Source organism: Qipengyuania xiapuensis (assembly GCF_019711395.1).
Taxonomy (GTDB): domain Bacteria; phylum Pseudomonadota; class Alphaproteobacteria; order Sphingomonadales; family Sphingomonadaceae; genus Qipengyuania; species Qipengyuania xiapuensis.
Genome location: NZ_JAIGNL010000002.1, coordinates 694,810 through 712,531 on the forward strand (window position 1 = coordinate 694,810; position 17,722 = coordinate 712,531).

Below are 17,722 nucleotides of genomic sequence, written 5' to 3' on the forward strand. Positions count from 1 at the left end.
ACGGTCCTGGGGAAGGAATCTCGGGGGGATAGCTTGGGGTCGGGTCATGGCACCACCATGCCGCCTTCGCGCCGGGTAGGAAAATCTTGCGCACCGCTCTGCTCGACAGCGACACGCGATGCGCTAAGACACACGCATGAGCTGGAACACATTCGGACGCGTGCTGCGCTTCACCACCTGGGGGGAAAGCCATGGCCCTGCCATCGGCGCGGTGCTCGATGGGTGCCCGCCGGGTATCGAGCTGAGCGAGGCCGACATCCAGCCCTTCCTCGATGCGAGGAAGCCGGGGCAGAACAAGTTCACCACGCAGCGCAAGGAGCCCGACGAGGTTCGCATCCTCTCGGGTGTGTTCGAGGGCAAGACCACCGGCACGCCGATCAGCCTGCTGATCGAGAACACGGACCAGCGTTCGAAGGATTATTCCGAGATCGCGAACACCTATCGCCCCGGCCATGCCGACTATGCCTATGACGCGAAATACGGCTTTCGCGACTATCGCGGTGGCGGGCGGTCGAGCGCGCGCGAGACGGCGATGCGCGTGGCTGCCGCTGGCGTTGCGCGCAAGGTCATCGGCGAGGTCGAAATCCTCGCCTATGTCGCCGAAATCGGCGGCGACCGGATCGACCCTGCGAATTTCGACGCCGATGAAATCAGCCGCAATCTCTTTTGGTGCCCTGATGCCGAGGCCGCCAAGCGCTGGGAGAAGCTCGTGGACGATGCCCGCAAGGCAGGCTCGTCCCTCGGCGCCGTAGTCGAATGCGTGGCGACTGGCGTTCCCGCAGGCTGGGGCGCGCCGGTCTACGCCAAGCTCGACAGCGATCTCGCCGCAGGCATGATGACCATCAATGCGGTCAAGGGCGTGGAGATCGGCGACGGTTTCGATGCCGCGCGCCTCACAGGCGAACAGAACGCGGATGCCATGTCACCGGGCGAGAACGGTCCTGAATTCGCGGCCAACCACGCAGGCGGGATCGCGGGCGGCATCTCGACCGGCCAGCCGGTGGTGTGCCGCGTGGCATTCAAACCGACCAGCTCGATCCTTACTCCCGTCGCCAGCGTCGATCGCGAGGGCAAGGCCACCGAGGTTCGGACCAAGGGTCGGCACGACCCCTGCGTTGGCATTCGCGGAACACCCGTGGTCGAAGCGATGATGGCGCTGGTGCTGGCGGACCACAAACTGCTCCACCGCGCGCAATGCGGCTAGACTGCATTCCTCCGGAAGCCTGCCCGAAATGAAGACCCTCGCAAATTCGCGCCCCTTGCTGTGGCTGGCGCTCGCCTTGCCCGGGATCTGGATGAGCTGGCGCTGGATCGTGACGCCCGATCTCTATGGCTACGGCCATGCAATCGCCGACAGCGGAGACTGGGCGGCGTGGCTGTTGCTGGTGACGCTGGCGGTGACGCCGGTCCGGCTCGCGTTTCGCAAGCGGAAGTGGGCCGTCTGGCTGATGCGGCGCAGGCGTGACATCGGCGTGGCGAGCTTTGGCTACGCCGCGTTTCACACCGCGATCTACCTCTGGAAGAAGGCCTCGGTTTCCGCAGTTCTGGCGGAGATGAGCGATACATACCTGCTCACCGGCTGGCTGGCCTTCGCGCTGTTCGTACCGCTCGCCGCGACATCGAACGACATCGCGACAAGGGCACTCAAGCGGTCATGGAAGACGCTGCACCGGCTCGTCTATCCGGCGGCGGTGCTGGTCTTCCTGCACTGGGTCCTGTCCGCCTTCGATCCGACCACCGCGTGGATCCACGTGGGCATCCTGGTGGCGATCGAAGGGGTCAGGGTCGTGCTGCAGTATCGTCAGAGAGTGACGTAGTTGCGGAAACGGGCGACTTCGGCCTCGTCCACATACTTGCCGATTTCGCGGTCGAATTCGGCCATGTCCTCGTAGGGACGATATTCTTCGAATTCGTGGACCATCTTGTCGGTCATGCCCGGGATCAGGCGGATCTGCTCTTCGGTCGCCTCGTTGAGGTTGACCGGCACGAAGACGCCTTCGAGCACTGCAGCGGCTTCTTCTGCCGACAGCGTTTCGAGGAGCAGTGCGTTGAACGCGGTCACATCTGCAAAGGGCTGGCCAGCGACGATCGCAGCGGCGAGTTCTTCCGACACGCCTTCGACAGCAGCAAGCTGTTCGGCAGTCGCCGTGCTCGCGTCAAGGACACCGGTCGTTTCGGCAGCAGCTTCCACGTCGGTGGCAGCGGCAGTCTCATCAGTATCGACAGCAGCATCTTCTGCACCACCCGAGCAGGCGGCGAGAGCAAGGGTGCTGCTGGCGAGCGCAGCGGCGAAAGCAAATTTACGCATATCGAATCCTCTTATTGCGAAGAATTCTCATTATCAGGAATTTCGGCGATGCGAAGGGATTTCTCGTAGAAAAGCCGGAAAATACTCGCGATTGCGAAAAATGCACGATAATCGCCATTCACTTGCAGTTTTCGAAAGTTCCAACAGATTGATAGAAAATTCCGATGTTCGCAATCGCAACATATCGCTTTTGTGCATCGCAACAGCGCTTATCTGGGTCCCACGAGTTTCAACCCGAATAACGGAGAAAAACCATGGGTATCATCGGAAGCACCATCAAGCCGTTCAACGCCACGGCCTTCCAGGCCGGCAAGGACTTTTTCGAAGTCACCGACGAAGATGTGAAGGGCAAGTGGGCCGTCTTCTTCTTCTATCCGGCCGACTTCACCTTCGTCTGCCCGACCGAACTCGAAGACCTCGGCGAGCAGTACGCCATGCTCCAGAAGATGGACGTCGAAGTCTACGCCGTGTCGACCGACACGCATTTCAGCCACAAGGCCTGGCACGACACCTCGGACAAGATCGGCAAGCTGCAGTTCCCGTTCCTTGGTGACCAGAACCACGTCCTCGCACGCAACTTCGACGTGCTGCGTGAAGGCGTCGGCCTTGCCGACCGCGCAACCTTCGTCGTCGACCCGGACGGTGTGATCCAGATCATGGAACAGACCTGCGAAGGCGTCGGCCGCAATGCCAACGAACTGGCTCGCAAGATCAAGGCTGCACAGTACGTTCGCGCCAACCCCGGCCAGGTCTGCCCGGCCGCATGGGAAGAAGGCAGCGACACGCTTGCACCCTCGCTCGACCTCGTCGGCAAGATCTAAGCTGACAGCCTGAGTTCAGGCGGCCGTTCGTAGAACGGTCGCCACAAGAGCCCGAGAACAATAATCTCGGGTCGCTGGAAGACCCGGGGGCAATCCTCCCCCCCTTTGGCCCCCGGGTCTTTTCCCCTCCCCCGATTGACCATCAATCCGCGACACACGCCCGGAGTCCGTCCATGCTCGATGCGAACCTTACCCAGCAGCTCAAGACCTACCTTGCCAATTTGCGCGAGCCGGTCGAACTGGTCGCCTCGCTCGGCGACGACGACAAATCGCGCCAGACGCGCGAACTGCTCGAAGAGATTGCCGCGCTGCACGACGATGTCAGCGCCAGCTTCGACGGGACTGACGAGCGCAAGCCCAGCTTCGTGATCCGCCGCGCGAGCGATGCAGAGAAGTGGGTGCGTTTCGCGGGCCTCCCGATGGGCCACGAGTTTACCTCGCTGGTCCTCGCCCTGCTGTGGGCAGGTGGCCATCCGCCCAAGGTCGATGCCGACCTGCTCGAACAGGTCCGCGGCCTCGAGGGCGACTTCAATTTCGAAATGTATTTCTCGCTCTCGTGCCACAACTGCCCCGACGTGGTGCAGGCGCTGACGCTGATGGCGCTCGAGAACCCGCGTATCACCGCGACGCTGATCGAGGGCGGCACCTACCAGGACGAAGTAGACGCGCGCGACGTGATGGCCGTTCCCGCCACCTTCCTGAATGGCGAGCCCTTCTACAACGGCAAGATGGAACTGGCCGAGATCCTCGCCAAGATCGACACCGGCGCCGATGCCAAGGCAGCCGAGAAGCTCTCGGCCAAGGAGCCGTTCGAAGTGCTGGTGATCGGCGGCGGCCCTGCCGGCGCAGCCTCGGCGATCTACACCGCGCGCAAGGGCTTTCGTACCGGCATCGCGGCCGAACGTTTCGGCGGCCAGCTGCATGACACGCTCGGCATCGAGAACCTTCCCGGCACCGCCTACACCGAAGGCCCGAAGCTGGCCGGCGATCTCGAACGCCATGTCGGCGAATACGACATCGACCTGATGAACCTTGCCAAGGCCGTGAAGCTCGTCCCCGCCAAGGAAGAAGGCGGGCTGCACACGGTCGAGCTCGGCAACGGCGCTTCGCTCAAGTCGCGCAGCCTGATCCTCGCGACCGGTGCGCGCTGGCGGAACCTCGGCGTTCCGGGCGAAGCTGAGTATCGCAACAAGGGCGTGGCCTATTGCCCGCACTGCGACGGCCCGCTGTTCAAGGGCAAGCGCATCGCGGTGATCGGCGGCGGCAATTCGGGTGTCGAAGCGGCGATCGACCTTGCCAAGATCGTCGGCCACGTGACGCTGATCGAGTTCGACGAGAAGCTGCGCGCCGACGAGGTGCTGCAGGCCAAGCTTCGCAGCATGCCCAATGTCGAGATCGTCACCAGCGGCCAGACGACCGAGATCACCGGCAAGGACGGCAAGGTCGATGGCCTCGTCCTGAAAGACCGCAAGAGCGGTGACGAGCGCCGGATCGAGCTGGAAGGCGTTTTCGTCCAGATCGGCCTCGTGCCCAACACCGAGTGGCTCGAAGGCAGCGGTCTCGATCTCACGAAGTTCGGCGAGATCGTCACCGACGAGGAAGGCCGCACCAACTTGCCCGGTATCTTTGGCGCGGGCGACGTCACCGATGTGCCCTACAAACAGATCGTCGTGGCCATGGGCGAAGGCTCGAAAGCCGGACTTTCCGCTTTCGATTACCTCATCCGCACCGAACCTGCCGAGGACATCGCCCAGGCCGCCTGAATTTGATCCAGGTCAGTTTGAAAAGCGCCGTCATTCCAAGCGAATGGCGGCGCTTTCCGTGCCTGGAGCACGCCTCGTCGTAAAATCGCCTCAGCCAATCAATTTGAACCGTTTAATCGATTGGACGAATTAAAGGCCGGGGTTCATCTTCTCAAATGTTAACTCGGACGGGAGACCCGAGTCTTTTTTAGAGGAGAGCGATTACATGGACGCCAAAACCGGAGATATCAGCGGCTGCCCGTTTCACGGAAATGCGGGCACGCGGGACCTTTTCGGTCGCCGCAACCGCGACTGGTGGCCCGACCAGCTCGACCTTGAAATCCTGACCGAAGGCGGCCGCGCGGCCGACCCGATGGACGAGGATTTCGATTACTGCGAAGCCTTCAACGCGATCGACTACAAGGCCCTCAAGCAGGACCTGACCGACCTCATGACCGACAGCCAGGACTGGTGGCCGGCGGACTACGGCCATTACGGTCCGTTCTTCATCCGCATGGCCTGGCACGCGGCCGGTACCTATCGCACCGGCGACGGTCGCGGTGGCGGCGGCAGCGGCCAGCAGCGCTTCGCCCCGCTCAACAGCTGGCCCGATAACGGCAACCTCGACAAGGCACGCCGCCTGCTGTGGCCGATCAAGCAGAAGTACGGCAAGCACATCAGCTGGGCCGACCTCTTTATCCTCACCGGCAACGTCGCGATCGAGAGCATGGGCGGACCCGTGTTCGGCTTCGGCGGCGGCCGCAAGGACGTGTTCGATCCCGAAACCGTCTATTGGGGCACCGAAGAGAAGTGGGTCGATACCGGCGCGGAAACGCGCATCCAGCCCGACGAGGGCATGGCGCTCGAAAACCCGCTCGCCGCGATCCAGATGGGTCTCATCTACGTCAATCCCGAAGGTCCGGGCGGCAACCCGCACGACGCCGAGGGCATGGCCCGCGACATGCGCGAAACCTTCGCCCGCATGGCCATGAACGACGAGGAAACTGTCGCGCTGACCGCCGGCGGCCACGCCTTCGGCAAGGCACATGGTGCCAAGCCCGCCGATACTTTCGGTAGTGCACCCGAAGGTGAAGCGCTGCACCGCATGGGCTTCGGCTGGCTGACCGACCCCGAAGAAATCGGCAAGGGCCACATCACGACTTCGGGCATCGAAGGCGCATGGACCCCGAACCCGACGCAGTGGGGCAACGACTACTTCCGCCTGCTGTTCAAGTACGACTACGAGCTCGTCCAGAGCCCGGCAGGTGCGAACCAGTGGCAGCCGATCAACCCGGACCCCGAGGACATGGCGCCCGACGCGCGCGATCCGTCCAAGAAGGTCCCGACGATGATGACCACCGCCGACATGGCGCTGAAGCGCGACCCGGAATATCGCAAGATCTCCGAGCGTTTCCGTGACGACCAGGCGGCGCTCGACGATGCCTTCGCCCGCGCGTGGTTCAAGCTGTGCCACCGCGACATGGGCCCCAAGGTCCGTTACCTAGGCCCGGAAGTGCCCGAAGAAGACCTGATCTGGCAGGACCCTGTCCCCGCCGGCACGCAGGTTTCGGACAGCGATGTCTCGGCCTTCAAATCGAAGGTTCTCGATAGCGGCCTGACTGTTTCCGAGCTGGTCAAGGCAGCCTGGGCCTCGGCCTCGACCTACCGCAACTCGGACCATCGCGGCGGCGCCAATGGCGCGCATATCCGCTTCGACGAGATCAAGAACTGGAAGGTCAACGATCCCGAAGAACTGGACAAGGTCCTGACCAAGCTCGACGAGATCCGCGGCGGTATCTCGATGGCCGATGCCATCGTCATCGCCGGTTCGGCCGCAGTCGAGAAGGCGGCGAAGGATGCCGGTTTCGACATCACCGTCCCGGTCACCACCGGTCGCGGCGATGCTAGCCGTGAAGACTTCGATGCAGAGAGCTGGGAGCCGCTGGAACCGTTTGCCGACGGTTTCCGCAACTACCTCAAGACCAAGGCTTCGGTGAAGACCGAGGACATGCTGGTCGACAGGGCGCACCTGCTCGGTCTCTCGATCCCCGAAATGACCGCACTGGTCGGCGGGATGCGGGCCATGGGTGCGGTGACCAAGCACACGACGCATGGAAACCGCATCGGTGTTCTCACGGAAACCCCGGGCAAGCTGGACAACAGCTGGTTCGTGAACCTGCTCGGCATGGGCGTGATCTGGGAAGTTGTCGACGAGAGCGGCGACGAGGAATTCGTCGGCACCTGCCGCAAGACCGGCAAGGAACTGTGGCGCGCCACGCGCACCGACCTCGTCTTCGGCTCCAACTCGCGCCTGCGCGCAGTTGCCGAGGTCTATGCCGAGAACGGCAACGAGGAGAAGTTCGTCCGCGACTTCGTCAAGGCCTGGACCAAGGTCATGGACGCGGATCGCTTCGACCTGACCTACGCCAAGTACCACAAGTAAGGCGTTATTCTGACCCTTTGTGGTCGCAGAGGGCCCCCGGCGGAAACGTCGGGGGCCTTTTTCTTGCCTTTACGGTTGGTCGAGGCGCGCTAGGGAGAGTGCATGATCGTTACGCACTCGTCCCTCTCGCGCCGCGTCGCGGGCACCATCTCCATCGCGGCATTCATCGCGATCGGCGCACAGACCTTGATCAACGAGGGCAACAACCCGCTGCTCAATCTCGCGCTGATGCTGCGCTACTTCACGATCTGGAGCAATATGGCCGCTGCACTCTTGCTGGGCTGGGTCGCACTGCGCGGCAAGCTGGATGCGCGGATCGCCTTTGCCCTGGCCACCGCGCTGGCGATGGTCGGCATCGTCTACCACCTGCTGCTGTCGGCAGATCATCATCCGGTGGGCTGGGACTGGTACACGAACCAGATGCACCACACCGTGGTCCCGCTGGCCACGGTGTTCTGGTGGCTGGCATTCTCGGGCGTGAAGGCGACCGGCTGGCGCACGCTCCCGATCGTGATCGCAGTTCCGATCCTCTACACCGGTTTCGCGCTCGTCGTCGGCGAAGCGACCGGTTTCTATCCCTATTTCTTCCTCGACCTGCCCGAGCTCGGCTGGGGCCGACTGCTGCTCAACGTTGCCGGTCTCGGCCTCGTGTTCATGGCATTCGGCGCGCTGCTGATGGGGGCGCGCAAGCTGATTACCGCTCGCGCCTGAGCACGATGTAGAGTGCGCCCTCGCCTCCATGGCGGATGTGCGCGCGTCGCACGGCCGCGATTGCAGAATGGTGGCTCGAGGCAGCCAGCCAGTCGAGAACCTTGGCGCGGATGGCCCCACGTCTGGCTCCACGGTCGGCAGGATCGACCGGTCGCGGCTTGCCTGTCACGAGCAGGATCGTGCGAGCGCCCATGGCGCGTGCCTGCGCCAGTCCACTCATCAGCCGCTGGTAGGCGGCATCGAGATTATGGCCGTGCAGGTCGAGCGTGAAATCGGGCTGGATCGCGCCCGACTTGAGGCGCTTGTCCCAATGACCATCGAGATTGTTCTGCTGGGGCTTGGGCGCCTTGGAAGTGGGCTTCGGCTCCGGCCTGGGCGCCTTCGGCTTGGCGAGCACCTTCTTCGGCGTCGCGGCCACCGGTCGCGGGGCCGGCTTGGCCGCGACCGAGCCGACGTGCATCGGCTTCACGGTCGCCGCGACCTTTTCCCAGGCCGCCGCTTCCTCTTCGCTAAGGCCGCGTGGCGCGCTCATTGCTTGAGGCGCGCGAGCGTCCCCTTGGGAAGCAGCAGGTAGGCCTTGCCGCTGCTGCTCATCTCGCCCGCAATCTGCCTTGCGTCCGCGCCATTGCCCCAGAAGGTGTCGAAGCGGTTCGCACCCTTGATCGCACCGCCGGTGTCCTGCGCGATCCAAAGACCGTCCGCGACATCGGATTCCATGTCGAGCCAGACCGGCGCGCCATAGGGCACGAATTTCGGATCGACCGCCACGCTGTCGCGCGCGAAGACCGGGACTTCGATCGAGCCCAGCGGCCCTTCGGTGTCGAGCTCGCGGAAGAAGATCCAGCTCTTGTTGAGATCGAGGATCTCGTCCTGCCGTCCCGGATTGTCGCGCAGCCAGGAAATGATCCCCTGCATGCTCGTGGGGTAGTCGGTGCCCTCGCCGATCAGGCCCTGCTCGCGCATGGGGCGCCCGATCGCGACATATTCGCGGCCGTTCTGCCCGGCGTAGCCGATGCGCATGACCTCGCCGTCGGGCAGGCGGAGCAGGCCGCTGCCCTGTATCTGGAGGAAGAAGAACTCGACCGGATCGGCCGCCCAGGCGATGACAGGCACCTTGCCTTCCAGCGCCCCGCCGGCGATCTCCGAGCGCTCGAAATAGCGGACGAATTCGCCGTTCTCGTCATAGCGACCGAGCGGCGGGCGTCCCTCGCGCTCCTCTTCGGGCACGTCCGCAGGCCATGCACGCTCGAGGTCGGAAGGATAGGCGTAGACCGGCACTTCGTATCCCGGACGCCGCTCGCGGCTGCCGAGGATTTCCGGCTCGTAGTAACCGGTCGCAAAGGCGCTGCCGTCGGCGACGACCGCGGTTTCGAACTGGCTGCGGAAGAAGTCGGCAGGATCGCTCGACCAGTTGGTCGCCGCACCGCAAGGCGCCTGCCAGTCGACGCGGCGCGTCAGACCGCTGGTATCCTCACGGAAGAGGATCTTGTCGCACGACCGGCGGAAGGCCTCGAGAGCAGGAGCAGCATCGAAACCGGCGAAAGGCATGGTCTCGATCGCCGGACCGGGCATCACGCCCGCGGCCAGCGCCGTGTCTGCCGGAACGGGCTCCGGCACCTCGACAGTGCCGAGATCCTGCGGGGGACGGGCGTCGGGTATGACCGTGCATCCCGCTAGGCTCAGGGCTACGGCCAGCCCGGCGAGAATACGCATGAAACCTCCGGCGTTTGGGAAGTGGCGTCAGCCCTGGTCGGTCTCGTCGAGGACCCAGTTGGGGTCGAGCGCGTCGACATTCCGGCTGAAGGTCCAGATGTCGCGGCTTTCGACGGCATCGTCGAGCGAACCCGCGATGACATTGCCGTCCTTGTCGCGCGTGACCGAGGCGATGTCGGCGACGAACAGCACGGCGATGCGCGCGGTACGCTTGTCGAGATCCGCCGAATGGATGGTCGCGTCCTCGATCCGGATGAGGCGGTTGTCGAGCGTCTCGCCAGCCGCTTCGCGTGCGTCGATCGCAGCCGAGAAACCGGCATAGACATCATCGTCGGTAAGGTCGCGGAGCGTTTCCCTGTCGCCCTTCCAGAAGGCTTCGAGGATCATGCCGTAGGCGCCCTTGGCACCTTCGAGGAAGGCAAGGAGGTCGAAGCGCGGGTCGGCGCTGGCGATCGCGCGAATACCGATTTCGTTGGCGCTCGAGCCGTTGTCGACGCTGCGCAGGCGCACGGGTTCGCGCGTCGGCGCGGCCGGACGTTCTGTCGCGGGCGGGATGCGGTTTTCCGGCGAATCGAACCGGTGGCTGATCGGCTCCTCCTCGTGCTCGGAACGTTCGCCGAGCACGGAATAAAGGCGCAGCCCCAAAAAGGCGGCGATGGCGGCGAGGATGACGATCTCGGTGATCACGTAAGCTTTCCGTTCAACTGCTATTGGAGCTACGCCCGGCGCGCTCCTGTAGTTCCTGTCTATCTACCCCTAGATAGGGTCGAATTACAAACGGGCAATGAACCATTGCAGATGTTCCGGTCGCAATCTGCGCCGGAGCGCCCCTTCCACCGGGCGCATTGCCCCTCGCGCGCGGCGGTGCTAGGCGCGCCGACGAACCGTGGGGTTGCGCAAGCGCGCGAACCTGCAGCACTTTTCAAATTCTCGATGCAAGAAGTGACCAAAATGGCCGACGACAACAATGTTCTGACCGATCTCGACATGGATCCCGCGGCAGGCGCGAACGGCGCCGACAACCGCCCCGCGGTGAGCCTGCTCAACCAGTATGTGAAGGATTTCTCGGTCGAGAACCCCAACGCACCCCAGAGCTACCAGTGGAACGACCAGCCGAAGGTCGACATCCAGGTCAACATCGGTGCCAACCAGGTGACCGACGAAGTGCACGAAGTCGAGCTCAAGCTCACTGCACGCGCCGATTCCGAGCAGGGCAACCTCTATATCGTCGAACTGGCCTATTGCGGCCTCGTGGGCATTCGCAACGTCCCCGCCGAGCAGGCCCATGCCTTCCTGTTCGCCGAAGCTCCGCGCCTGCTCTTCCCCTTCGCCCGCGCGATCGTTTCGGACGCCGTGCGCGATGCAGGCTTCCCGCCGCTGATGCTCGACCCGATGGATTTCGGCGCGCTCTACCAGCAGCAGCTCCAGGCCCGCGCGGCGCAGCAGGGCGAAGGCGCCCCGGCAGCTCCGACCGGCGACGCCTAAGCGGCTCGAAGCGGCTCCACCATGAGCCTGCTCAAGAACGTCGGCACGATCGGCTCGCTCACCATGGTGAGCCGCATCGCCGGCATGGCGCGCGAGATGATTTTCTCGCGCGTCCTCGGCGCCAATGCGGTGACCGATGCCTGGTTCCAGGCGTTCATCATTCCCAATGTCTTCCGGCGCCTGTTCGCGGAAGGCGCGTTTTCGGCCGCATTCGTGCCGATGTTCTCCAAGCGCCTGCACGGTGACGGCGGGCTCGAGAGCGCACGCAGCTTCTCCGACGACGTCCTGAGCATCTTCCTCCCGGTGCTGATCCTGCTGTGCGCGGTGATGATGATCGCCATGCCCGGCGTGATCTATGTGCTGGCCGACAAACCGATCGATCCGGTCGAATACGACATCGCCGTCGCCTTCGCGCAGATCATGTTCCCCTACATCCTGCTGGTCAGCCTTGTTACGCTGTTCACGGGCATGCTCAATTCGGTGAGCCGGTTCGCACCCGGGGCGAGCTTTCCCATCATCCTCAATGTAGTGCTGATCTCGGCCTTGCTGGGCGGCGAATATGCCGCCGCCACTTTCGGGTGGAGCGTCGAACAAGTGGGGTTCGTCATCGCCTGGGCGGTGCCGGTCGCGGGCATACTGCAGCTCGCCTGGCTCTATATCTGGACGCGCGTCGAGGGCTTCCGCCCGCGGATCCTGTGGCCGCGCATCACGCCTGAAGTGAAGCGCCTGTCGATCATCGCGCTGCCCGCCGCGATCGGGGGCGGTGCCTATCAGATCAACACGCTGGTCCAGCTCTACTTCCTCAACCAGCTGGCGACCGGTTCGGTCAGCCACATGAACTATGCGGACCGCCTCAACCAGCTGCCGCTCGGCATCATCGGCATCGCGCTGTCGACGGCGATCCTGCCGACGCTGTCGAAATTCGTCGGGGGCAAGAACAAGGAAGGCGCGGACCGCATCCAGTCCGATGCAATCGAGCTGTCGATGCTGCTGACCATTCCGGCCGCGGTCGCGCTTGCGATCTGTGCGACGCCGTTCATCACCATGCTGTTCCAGGGCGGTCGCTTCACGATGGAAGACGCCAATGCCGCAGGCGCAGTGCTAGGCGTGCTGGTGCTCGGCCTGCCGGCATATGTGCTGGTCAAGGTGCTGGTGCCCAATTTCTACGCCCGCTCCGACACGCGCACCCCCGTCTACGCAGCCTTTATCTCGCTGTTCGTCTTCGTGGTGAGCTGCATCTGGAATATCGGACTGTCGCTCCCCTGGCTGACTATCGAGCCGCTCGGCTACGGTGTCCCCGGCATCGCGGCGGCCAGCGTCATCGGCGCGTGGATCAATGTCGTTTATCTCTACGCCGTGCTGGTGAAGCGCGGCTATTATTCCATCCCGCTCGCCCTCGTCGGCCGGGTCGCTCGCCAGCTCGTTGCTGCGCTCGCCATGGGCGCCGCCTTGTGGTTCGCGCGCGATTTGCTAACCGGCTGGTATTCCGCAGGCCTGTTCGCCCGCGTCGGTGCGCTCGGCGCGCTCGTGCTGTGTTCGGCGGTGGTCTATTTCGGCGTTGCCTTCATGGTCGGCGCCATCGACAGGCAGCGCATCGCTGCCCTTACCAAGAAGAAAGCTCCGTAAGTCATCATGCGCGTTGTTTCCGGCATCCAGCCCACCGGCAATCTCCACCTCGGCAATTACCTGGGTGCGATCCGCAACTGGGTGCGCATGCAGGACGCGATGGAAGACGGCTCGCAGTGCCTGTTCTTCCTTGCCGACCTGCACGCGATTTCCATGCCGCATGATCCGGCCGAGCTGCACAAGGGCACGCTCGAAATGGCCGCGGCGCTGGTCGCCTGCGGCATCGATCCGGCGAAGAGCGTGGTGTTCAACCAGGCACAGGTCCCGCAGCACGCGGAACTGCAATGGCTGCTGGGCGGCACGGCGCGCATGGGCTGGCTCAACCGCATGACGCAGTGGAAGGACAAGGCAGGCAAGAACCGCGAGGGCCAGTCGGTCGCGCTGTTCACCTACCCTGTGCTGCAGGCAGCCGACGTCCTGCTCTACCAGGCGACGCACGTGCCGGTGGGCGAGGACCAGAAGCAGCACCTCGAACTCGCCCGCGACATCGCACAGAAGTTCAACAACGACTTCGCGTCTGAAGACGCGCCGGTCTTCGCCCTGCCCGATCCGATCGTGCCGCCGCAGGCCGCGCGCATCATGAGCCTGCGCGATGGGGGCAAGAAGATGAGCAAGTCCGATCCCTCGGACATGAGCCGTATCAACCTCGCCGACAGCGCCGACGAGGTGATGAAGAAGGTCAAGAAGGCGAAGACCGATCCCGAGCCGCTGCCGAGCGAGGAGAAGGGTCTGGAGGACCGCCCCGAGGCACTGAACCTCGTGACGATCTATGCCGCGCTGACCGATGGCAGCGTCGAAAGCGTCCTCAAGGACTTCGGCGGCGAAGGCTTCGGCAAGTTCAAGCCCGCGCTGGGCGAGCTGCTGGTCGAGACGCTGCGCCCGATCTCCGAGCGCTTTAATGGCCTCCTCGAAGACCGCGAGGCACTCGACGCAATCCTCGCGCGCGGCGCTTCGCAAGCGCGCGAGATCGCGGTTCCGACGCTCGAGAAGACCTACAAGGCGCTGGGCCTCGTAAGGGGATAGGTCAGACCTTCACCGCGGTGCCGCTGGCCGAGACCATCAGCATCGAGCCGGTATCGCCGATCACCTCGTAGTCGAGGTCGATGCCGACCACGGCATTGCCGCCGCGGGTCGCGGCCTCGGCCTGCAGTTCCTCGATCGCCTGGTTGCGTGCATCGGCAAGGATGCGCTCGTAGCTGCCCGAACGGCCGCCCACGATGTCGCGGATATTTGCGAACAGGTCGCGGAAGAGGTTCGCGCCGACGATCACCTCGCCGGTCACGATGCCCAGATATTCCCGGATCGGCTGCCCCTCGATGGTGGGGGTGGTCGTGACGATGACGCCGCGCGCGTCCTTCCAGGGTCCGGGCATGTGCAGTTCCTTCAGCTACTTAGGGTGTATTGCACAGATAGGTCGGCTGTCGCCGAAATCAACCCATGCCAAGCGCGGCCTTGTAGGTGTCGAGGATGGTTTCCTGCTCGCTGCGCTCGTCCGGCTTCATCTTACGCAGGCGGATGATCTGGCGCATGATCTTGGTGTCGTAGCCTACGGCCTTGGCCTCGGCGTAGACGTCGCGGATGTCGTCGGCGATGCCCTTCTTTTCTTCCTCGAGGCGTTCGATGCGCTCGATCAGCAGGCGCAGGCGGTCGTCGGTGACTTCGGCCATTTGGGTGGTGCTCCAATGAAATGAGAATCGGTTGATGGGCTCGATAGCCATCGCCGCCTTTCGGGTGAAGGCGGCGACTCGCTAGTCCACGCGATTTTTCGCGATACTCGCTTCCATCCGCGTAAGCTGCTCATCCGTCGCAGGCGTCTGGCGGGTGGTCTTCCACTCATCCTGCGGCATGCCGTGGATGAGTTCGCGCGCGGCCAGCTTGTCCCCTTCGAAGCCTGCATCGCGGATCCAGTCGGCAAGGCAGTTGCGGCAGAATCCGGAGAGCCCCATCAGGTCGATATTCTGCGCATCGTGACGATGCTGGAGATGGCGAACCAGCCGGCGAAAGGCCTGTGCCGCTACGGCATCGGGAAGCGCGTCGAGCGGGTCTGTATTCGTATCCATTTCACACTTGTCCTTGAGTTGCCACGTGGCTCTGCCATAGGCGTTGTTCATGCATAAGCTCGATCCAAAGCGTGTCGATCCGCGTGGCCGCAAGGTCAAGATCCTCGCAACCGTCGGTCCGGCCAGCCGGTCGCCCGAGATGCTCGCCCGCCTGTTCGAGGCCGGTGTCGACGCCTTCCGCGTCAACATGAGCCATGGCGAGCATGCCGACCACGAGAAAACGATCAAGGCGATCCGTCAGATGGAAAAGGATTTCCATCGCCCGATCGCGATCCTCGCCGACCTGCAGGGCCCCAAGCTGCGCGTAGGTAAGTTCAAGGACGGCAAGGCGGTCATCCGCCACTCGGGCCATTTCACGCTCGACCGCAATCCCGAGCCCGGCGACGAAACGCGCGTCGAGCTGCCGCATCCCGAACTCTTCGGCCTGCTCGAGAAGGGACAGCGCCTGCTGATCAACGACGGCAAGATCCGCCTCAAGGTGATCCGCGCCGACGAGAATGAAATCCTCTGCTCGGCCGAAGTCGGCGGGGTCATTTCGGACCGCAAGGGCGTCAACGTGCCCGATGCCGAAGTCCCGATCCCCGCGCTGACCGACAAGGACCGCAAGGACCTCGCCTTCGCGATGAACCAGGGCGTCGACTGGATCGGCCTGAGCTTCGTCCAGCGCCCTGAAGACCTTGCCGAAGCGCGCAAGCTCATGGGCGGCGCGGGCGCACTGTGCGCGAAGATCGAAAAGCCGATGGCAGTGCGCCGCCTCGACGAAATCATCGAGCTGAGCGACGGCATCATGGTCGCGCGCGGCGACCTCGGCGTGGAGCTGGAGCCGCAGGAAGTCCCTCCCCTCCAGAAGAAGATCGTCAACAAGACGCGCACCGCGGGCAAGCCCGTGATCGTGGCAACGCAGATGCTCGAGAGCATGATCGAGAGCCCCGCCCCGACGCGCGCGGAAGTCTCCGACGTCGCCAACGCAGTCTATGATGGTGCCGACGCGGTGATGCTGAGCGCGGAGACCGCAGCGGGCGAATGGCCCGAGGAAGCGGTCACCATCATGCACCGCATCGCGCGGCAGGTGGAAAGCGACGAGGCCTATCTCGAGCGCGTGCGTTTCCTGGACACCCCGCCCGACAGCACCACTGCCGATGCGCTGGCGCATGCCTGCATGACCGTGGCCGACACCGTGGCGATCGAGGCGATTACCGTTTTCACCGGTTCGGGTTCGACCGCCCGCCGTGTCGCCCGCGAACGTCCGAGCGTGCCGATGCTGGTGCTTACGCCGAGCATGAAGACCGCCCGCCGCCTCGCCCTCCTGTGGGGTGCACATGCGGTGGCGACGAAGGATATCGGCAGCTTTGAAGAGATGATCGCCAAGGGCAAGCGCATGGCCCTGCGCCATGGCTTCGGCAAGGCCGGCAGCAAGCTGATCGCCCTTGCCGGTGTTCCCTTCGGCACCCCGGGATCGACCAATCTCATGCATGTCGTCACCATCAGCGGCGACGAGCTGGAGAGGCACGGCGGCTAGAGCGCCGCACGCTCCTTCATGATCCGCTTGTTGCGCGCATCGACGATGCGGAAGGCCTTCATCACGGGAAAGTCGCGGTCGACGCGTCCCTCGTGTCCGAGCAGCCAGATCTGCTGGTAGAACCAGTAGATGCCGGCAAAGCCGCTGACCGCTTTCACCATCTGGAAGCGTTTCAGGAAGCCGAGCCAGTGCGGAAGAAGGTCAAGGTGGTCCTCGTAGCGGGCAAGCTCATCGGCTCCTGCAAGGAGCTGTTCGGGAGCATCGGTATCGACACATAGCGGACGGCCCAGCCCGATCACGTCTGCCGCACCGCTCTCAAGCGCCTGTTCCATCGCCGCTCGGGTGCGGAAGCCGCCGGTTACCATCAGCGGGACCGAGACCTCATCCTGCATGGCCTTCGCGAAATCGACGAAATAGGCTTCGCGCGCCGCGGTCGACGGCGCCACGTTCTGCGGCTCTTCCTCCTCCATCCCCTCGACACCCATGAGCTTGGGCTGTTCGTAGGTTCCGCCCGAAATCTCGATCAGGTCGACCGATGCAGCTTCCAGCCATTTGACCACCTGCAGGCTGTCGCCGAAATCGAAACCGCCCTTCTGGAAATCTGCGCTGTTCAGCTTCACCGAGACGGGGAAATCCGGCCCCACGGCCGCACGAACGGCGGCGACGATTTCCAGCAGGAAGCGCGCGCGGTTCTCGAGGCTGCCGCCATATTCGTCGTCGCGCAGGTTCACGCGCGGCGAGAGGAATTGCGAGACGAGATAACCGTGCGCGCCGTGAATTTGCACGCCGGTGAAACCTGCTTCCTTGCACGCCCTTGCCGCGACCGCCCAGCGGTTCACGAGGTCGGCGATTTCAACCTTGGTCAGCGGCGTCGGCTTGGCAAACTGTCCGCCGGGCAGCGCGAGTGCGACATCGGAAGAGGACTTGGGATGCGCGTTGACCAGCTTCTGGGTCTGCCGCCCCCCGTGACTGATCTGCGCCCAGAAATGGTTGCCATTACGCGTCGCCGCTCTCGCCCAATTTGCGAGCCGCGCCTTCATGTCGTCGTCGGGCTCGCGCTCGATCACCACATTGCCGGGCCGCTCGAGGTGGTCCTTGTCGACGATGATATTGCCCGAGAGCAGCATCCCAGCCCCGCCATCGGACCAGATGCCGTAGAGCCTTTCGAGCTCCGGAGTTGGCCTGCCGTCGGGCGTTGCCAGCCCTTCGGTCATCGCCGCCTTGGAAATCCGGTTGGGCAGGATCGCCCCACACGGCAGTTGAAGTTCCGACGCCAGCGATACGGTCATTTCCC

18 protein-coding genes are annotated in these 17,722 nt (G+C 64.0%); 10 read left to right on the forward strand and 8 right to left on the reverse strand.

From position 1 onward, the window contains the following. Positions 1-136 precede the first annotated feature (136 nt). Positions 137-1,204 (forward strand): chorismate synthase, encoded by a 1,068-nt coding sequence (gene aroC, locus K3163_RS12645; protein ID WP_221554455.1) that lies wholly within the window; start codon positions 137-139, stop codon positions 1,202-1,204. Between the two features lie 28 nt (positions 1,205-1,232). Next, the gene (locus K3163_RS12650) at positions 1,233-1,817 is read left to right on the forward strand and encodes a protein-methionine-sulfoxide reductase heme-binding subunit MsrQ (protein ID WP_247712674.1); all 585 of its coding nucleotides are present in this window, start codon (positions 1,233-1,235) and stop codon (positions 1,815-1,817) included. Here the strand turns inward: K3163_RS12650 and K3163_RS12655 are convergent. Continuing rightward, positions 1,802-2,308, reverse strand: coding sequence for a helix-hairpin-helix domain-containing protein (locus K3163_RS12655; RefSeq protein ID WP_221554456.1), 507 nt, complete (start codon positions 2,306-2,308; stop codon positions 1,802-1,804). The two genes, K3163_RS12650 and K3163_RS12655, sit on opposite strands and share 16 nt — an antisense overlap. Before the next feature lie 254 nt (positions 2,309-2,562). Here K3163_RS12655 and ahpC point away from each other — a divergent pair, with 254 nt between their 5' ends. From ahpC to K3163_RS12675, 4 genes are all read left to right on the forward strand, one after another. Beyond that, positions 2,563-3,129 (forward strand): alkyl hydroperoxide reductase subunit C, encoded by a 567-nt coding sequence (ahpC, locus tag K3163_RS12660; protein ID WP_221427563.1) that lies wholly within the window; start codon positions 2,563-2,565, stop codon positions 3,127-3,129. 173 nt (positions 3,130-3,302) lie between these two features. Beyond that, positions 3,303-4,892 carry an alkyl hydroperoxide reductase subunit F gene (gene ahpF, locus K3163_RS12665; RefSeq protein WP_221554457.1) on the forward strand — a complete coding sequence of 530 codons (1,590 nt, stop codon included), beginning with the start codon at positions 3,303-3,305 and terminating at the stop codon, positions 4,890-4,892. 205 nt (positions 4,893-5,097) lie between these two features. Further along, entirely contained in the window at positions 5,098-7,314 is a 2,217-nt protein-coding gene (gene katG / locus K3163_RS12670; protein WP_221427561.1) for a catalase/peroxidase HPI, read from the forward strand. A gap of 102 nt (positions 7,315-7,416) precedes the next feature. Continuing rightward, on the forward strand, positions 7,417-8,025 hold the full coding sequence (locus K3163_RS12675) for a Pr6Pr family membrane protein (RefSeq protein WP_221554458.1): 609 nt from the start codon (positions 7,417-7,419) through the stop codon (positions 8,023-8,025). Here K3163_RS12675 and K3163_RS12680 read toward each other — a convergent pair. Genes K3163_RS12680 through K3163_RS12690 form a run of 3 tightly spaced genes read right to left on the reverse strand, consistent with a single transcriptional unit; the run spans position 8,009 to position 10,425 of the window. Beyond that, a complete protein-coding gene (locus tag K3163_RS12680) occupies positions 8,009-8,557 on the reverse strand; it encodes a Smr/MutS family protein (RefSeq protein ID WP_221554459.1) in 549 nt (182 codons plus the stop codon). The two genes, K3163_RS12675 and K3163_RS12680, sit on opposite strands and share 17 nt — an antisense overlap. Beyond that, entirely contained in the window at positions 8,554-9,738 is a 1,185-nt protein-coding gene (gene mltA / locus K3163_RS12685) for a murein transglycosylase A (protein WP_221554460.1), read from the reverse strand. The genes K3163_RS12680 and mltA overlap by 4 nt, the downstream gene beginning before the upstream one ends. A gap of 27 nt (positions 9,739-9,765) precedes the next feature. After that, on the reverse strand, positions 9,766-10,425 hold the full coding sequence (locus K3163_RS12690) for a Tim44/TimA family putative adaptor protein (RefSeq protein ID WP_221427557.1): 660 nt from the start codon (positions 10,423-10,425) through the stop codon (positions 9,766-9,768). A 264-nt stretch (positions 10,426-10,689) separates the two neighbouring features. On the opposite strand from K3163_RS12690, the gene secB reads away from it, so the two are divergent. Genes secB through trpS form a run of 3 tightly spaced genes read left to right on the forward strand, consistent with a single transcriptional unit; the run spans position 10,690 to position 13,872 of the window. Beyond that, positions 10,690-11,223, forward strand: a complete 534-nt coding sequence (gene secB, locus K3163_RS12695) for a protein-export chaperone SecB (protein ID WP_221427556.1) — start codon at positions 10,690-10,692, stop codon at positions 11,221-11,223. Positions 11,224-11,244: 21 nt separating this feature from the next. Further along, entirely contained in the window at positions 11,245-12,849 is a 1,605-nt protein-coding gene (gene murJ, locus K3163_RS12700; protein ID WP_221554461.1) for a murein biosynthesis integral membrane protein MurJ, read from the forward strand. Between the two features lie 6 nt (positions 12,850-12,855). Further along, positions 12,856-13,872 carry a tryptophan--tRNA ligase gene (gene trpS / locus K3163_RS12705; RefSeq protein WP_221554462.1) on the forward strand — a complete coding sequence of 339 codons (1,017 nt, stop codon included), beginning with the start codon at positions 12,856-12,858 and terminating at the stop codon, positions 13,870-13,872. 1 nt (position 13,873) lies between these two features. Here trpS and K3163_RS12710 read toward each other — a convergent pair whose 3' ends face one another. The 3 genes from K3163_RS12710 to K3163_RS12720 form a co-directional block, all read right to left on the reverse strand. After that, entirely contained in the window at positions 13,874-14,221 is a 348-nt protein-coding gene (locus K3163_RS12710; RefSeq protein ID WP_221427553.1) for a heavy metal-binding domain-containing protein, read from the reverse strand. Positions 14,222-14,279: 58 nt separating this feature from the next. Beyond that, positions 14,280-14,516: a DUF2312 domain-containing protein gene (locus K3163_RS12715; RefSeq protein WP_221554463.1), complete on the reverse strand. Its 237-nt coding sequence runs from the start codon at positions 14,514-14,516 to the stop codon at positions 14,280-14,282. An 81-nt stretch (positions 14,517-14,597) separates the two neighbouring features. Then, entirely contained in the window at positions 14,598-14,909 is a 312-nt protein-coding gene (locus K3163_RS12720; protein WP_221554464.1) for a DUF1244 domain-containing protein, read from the reverse strand. Between the two features lie 49 nt (positions 14,910-14,958). On the opposite strand from K3163_RS12720, the gene pyk reads away from it, so the two are divergent. Then, entirely contained in the window at positions 14,959-16,428 is a 1,470-nt protein-coding gene (gene pyk, locus K3163_RS12725; RefSeq protein ID WP_221554465.1) for a pyruvate kinase, read from the forward strand. Here pyk and K3163_RS12730 read toward each other — a convergent pair. Further along, the gene (locus K3163_RS12730; RefSeq protein WP_221554466.1) at positions 16,425-17,717 is read right to left on the reverse strand and encodes an NADH:flavin oxidoreductase/NADH oxidase family protein; all 1,293 of its coding nucleotides are present in this window, start codon (positions 17,715-17,717) and stop codon (positions 16,425-16,427) included. The genes pyk and K3163_RS12730 overlap by 4 nt on opposite strands. Positions 17,718-17,722 lie beyond the last annotated feature (5 nt).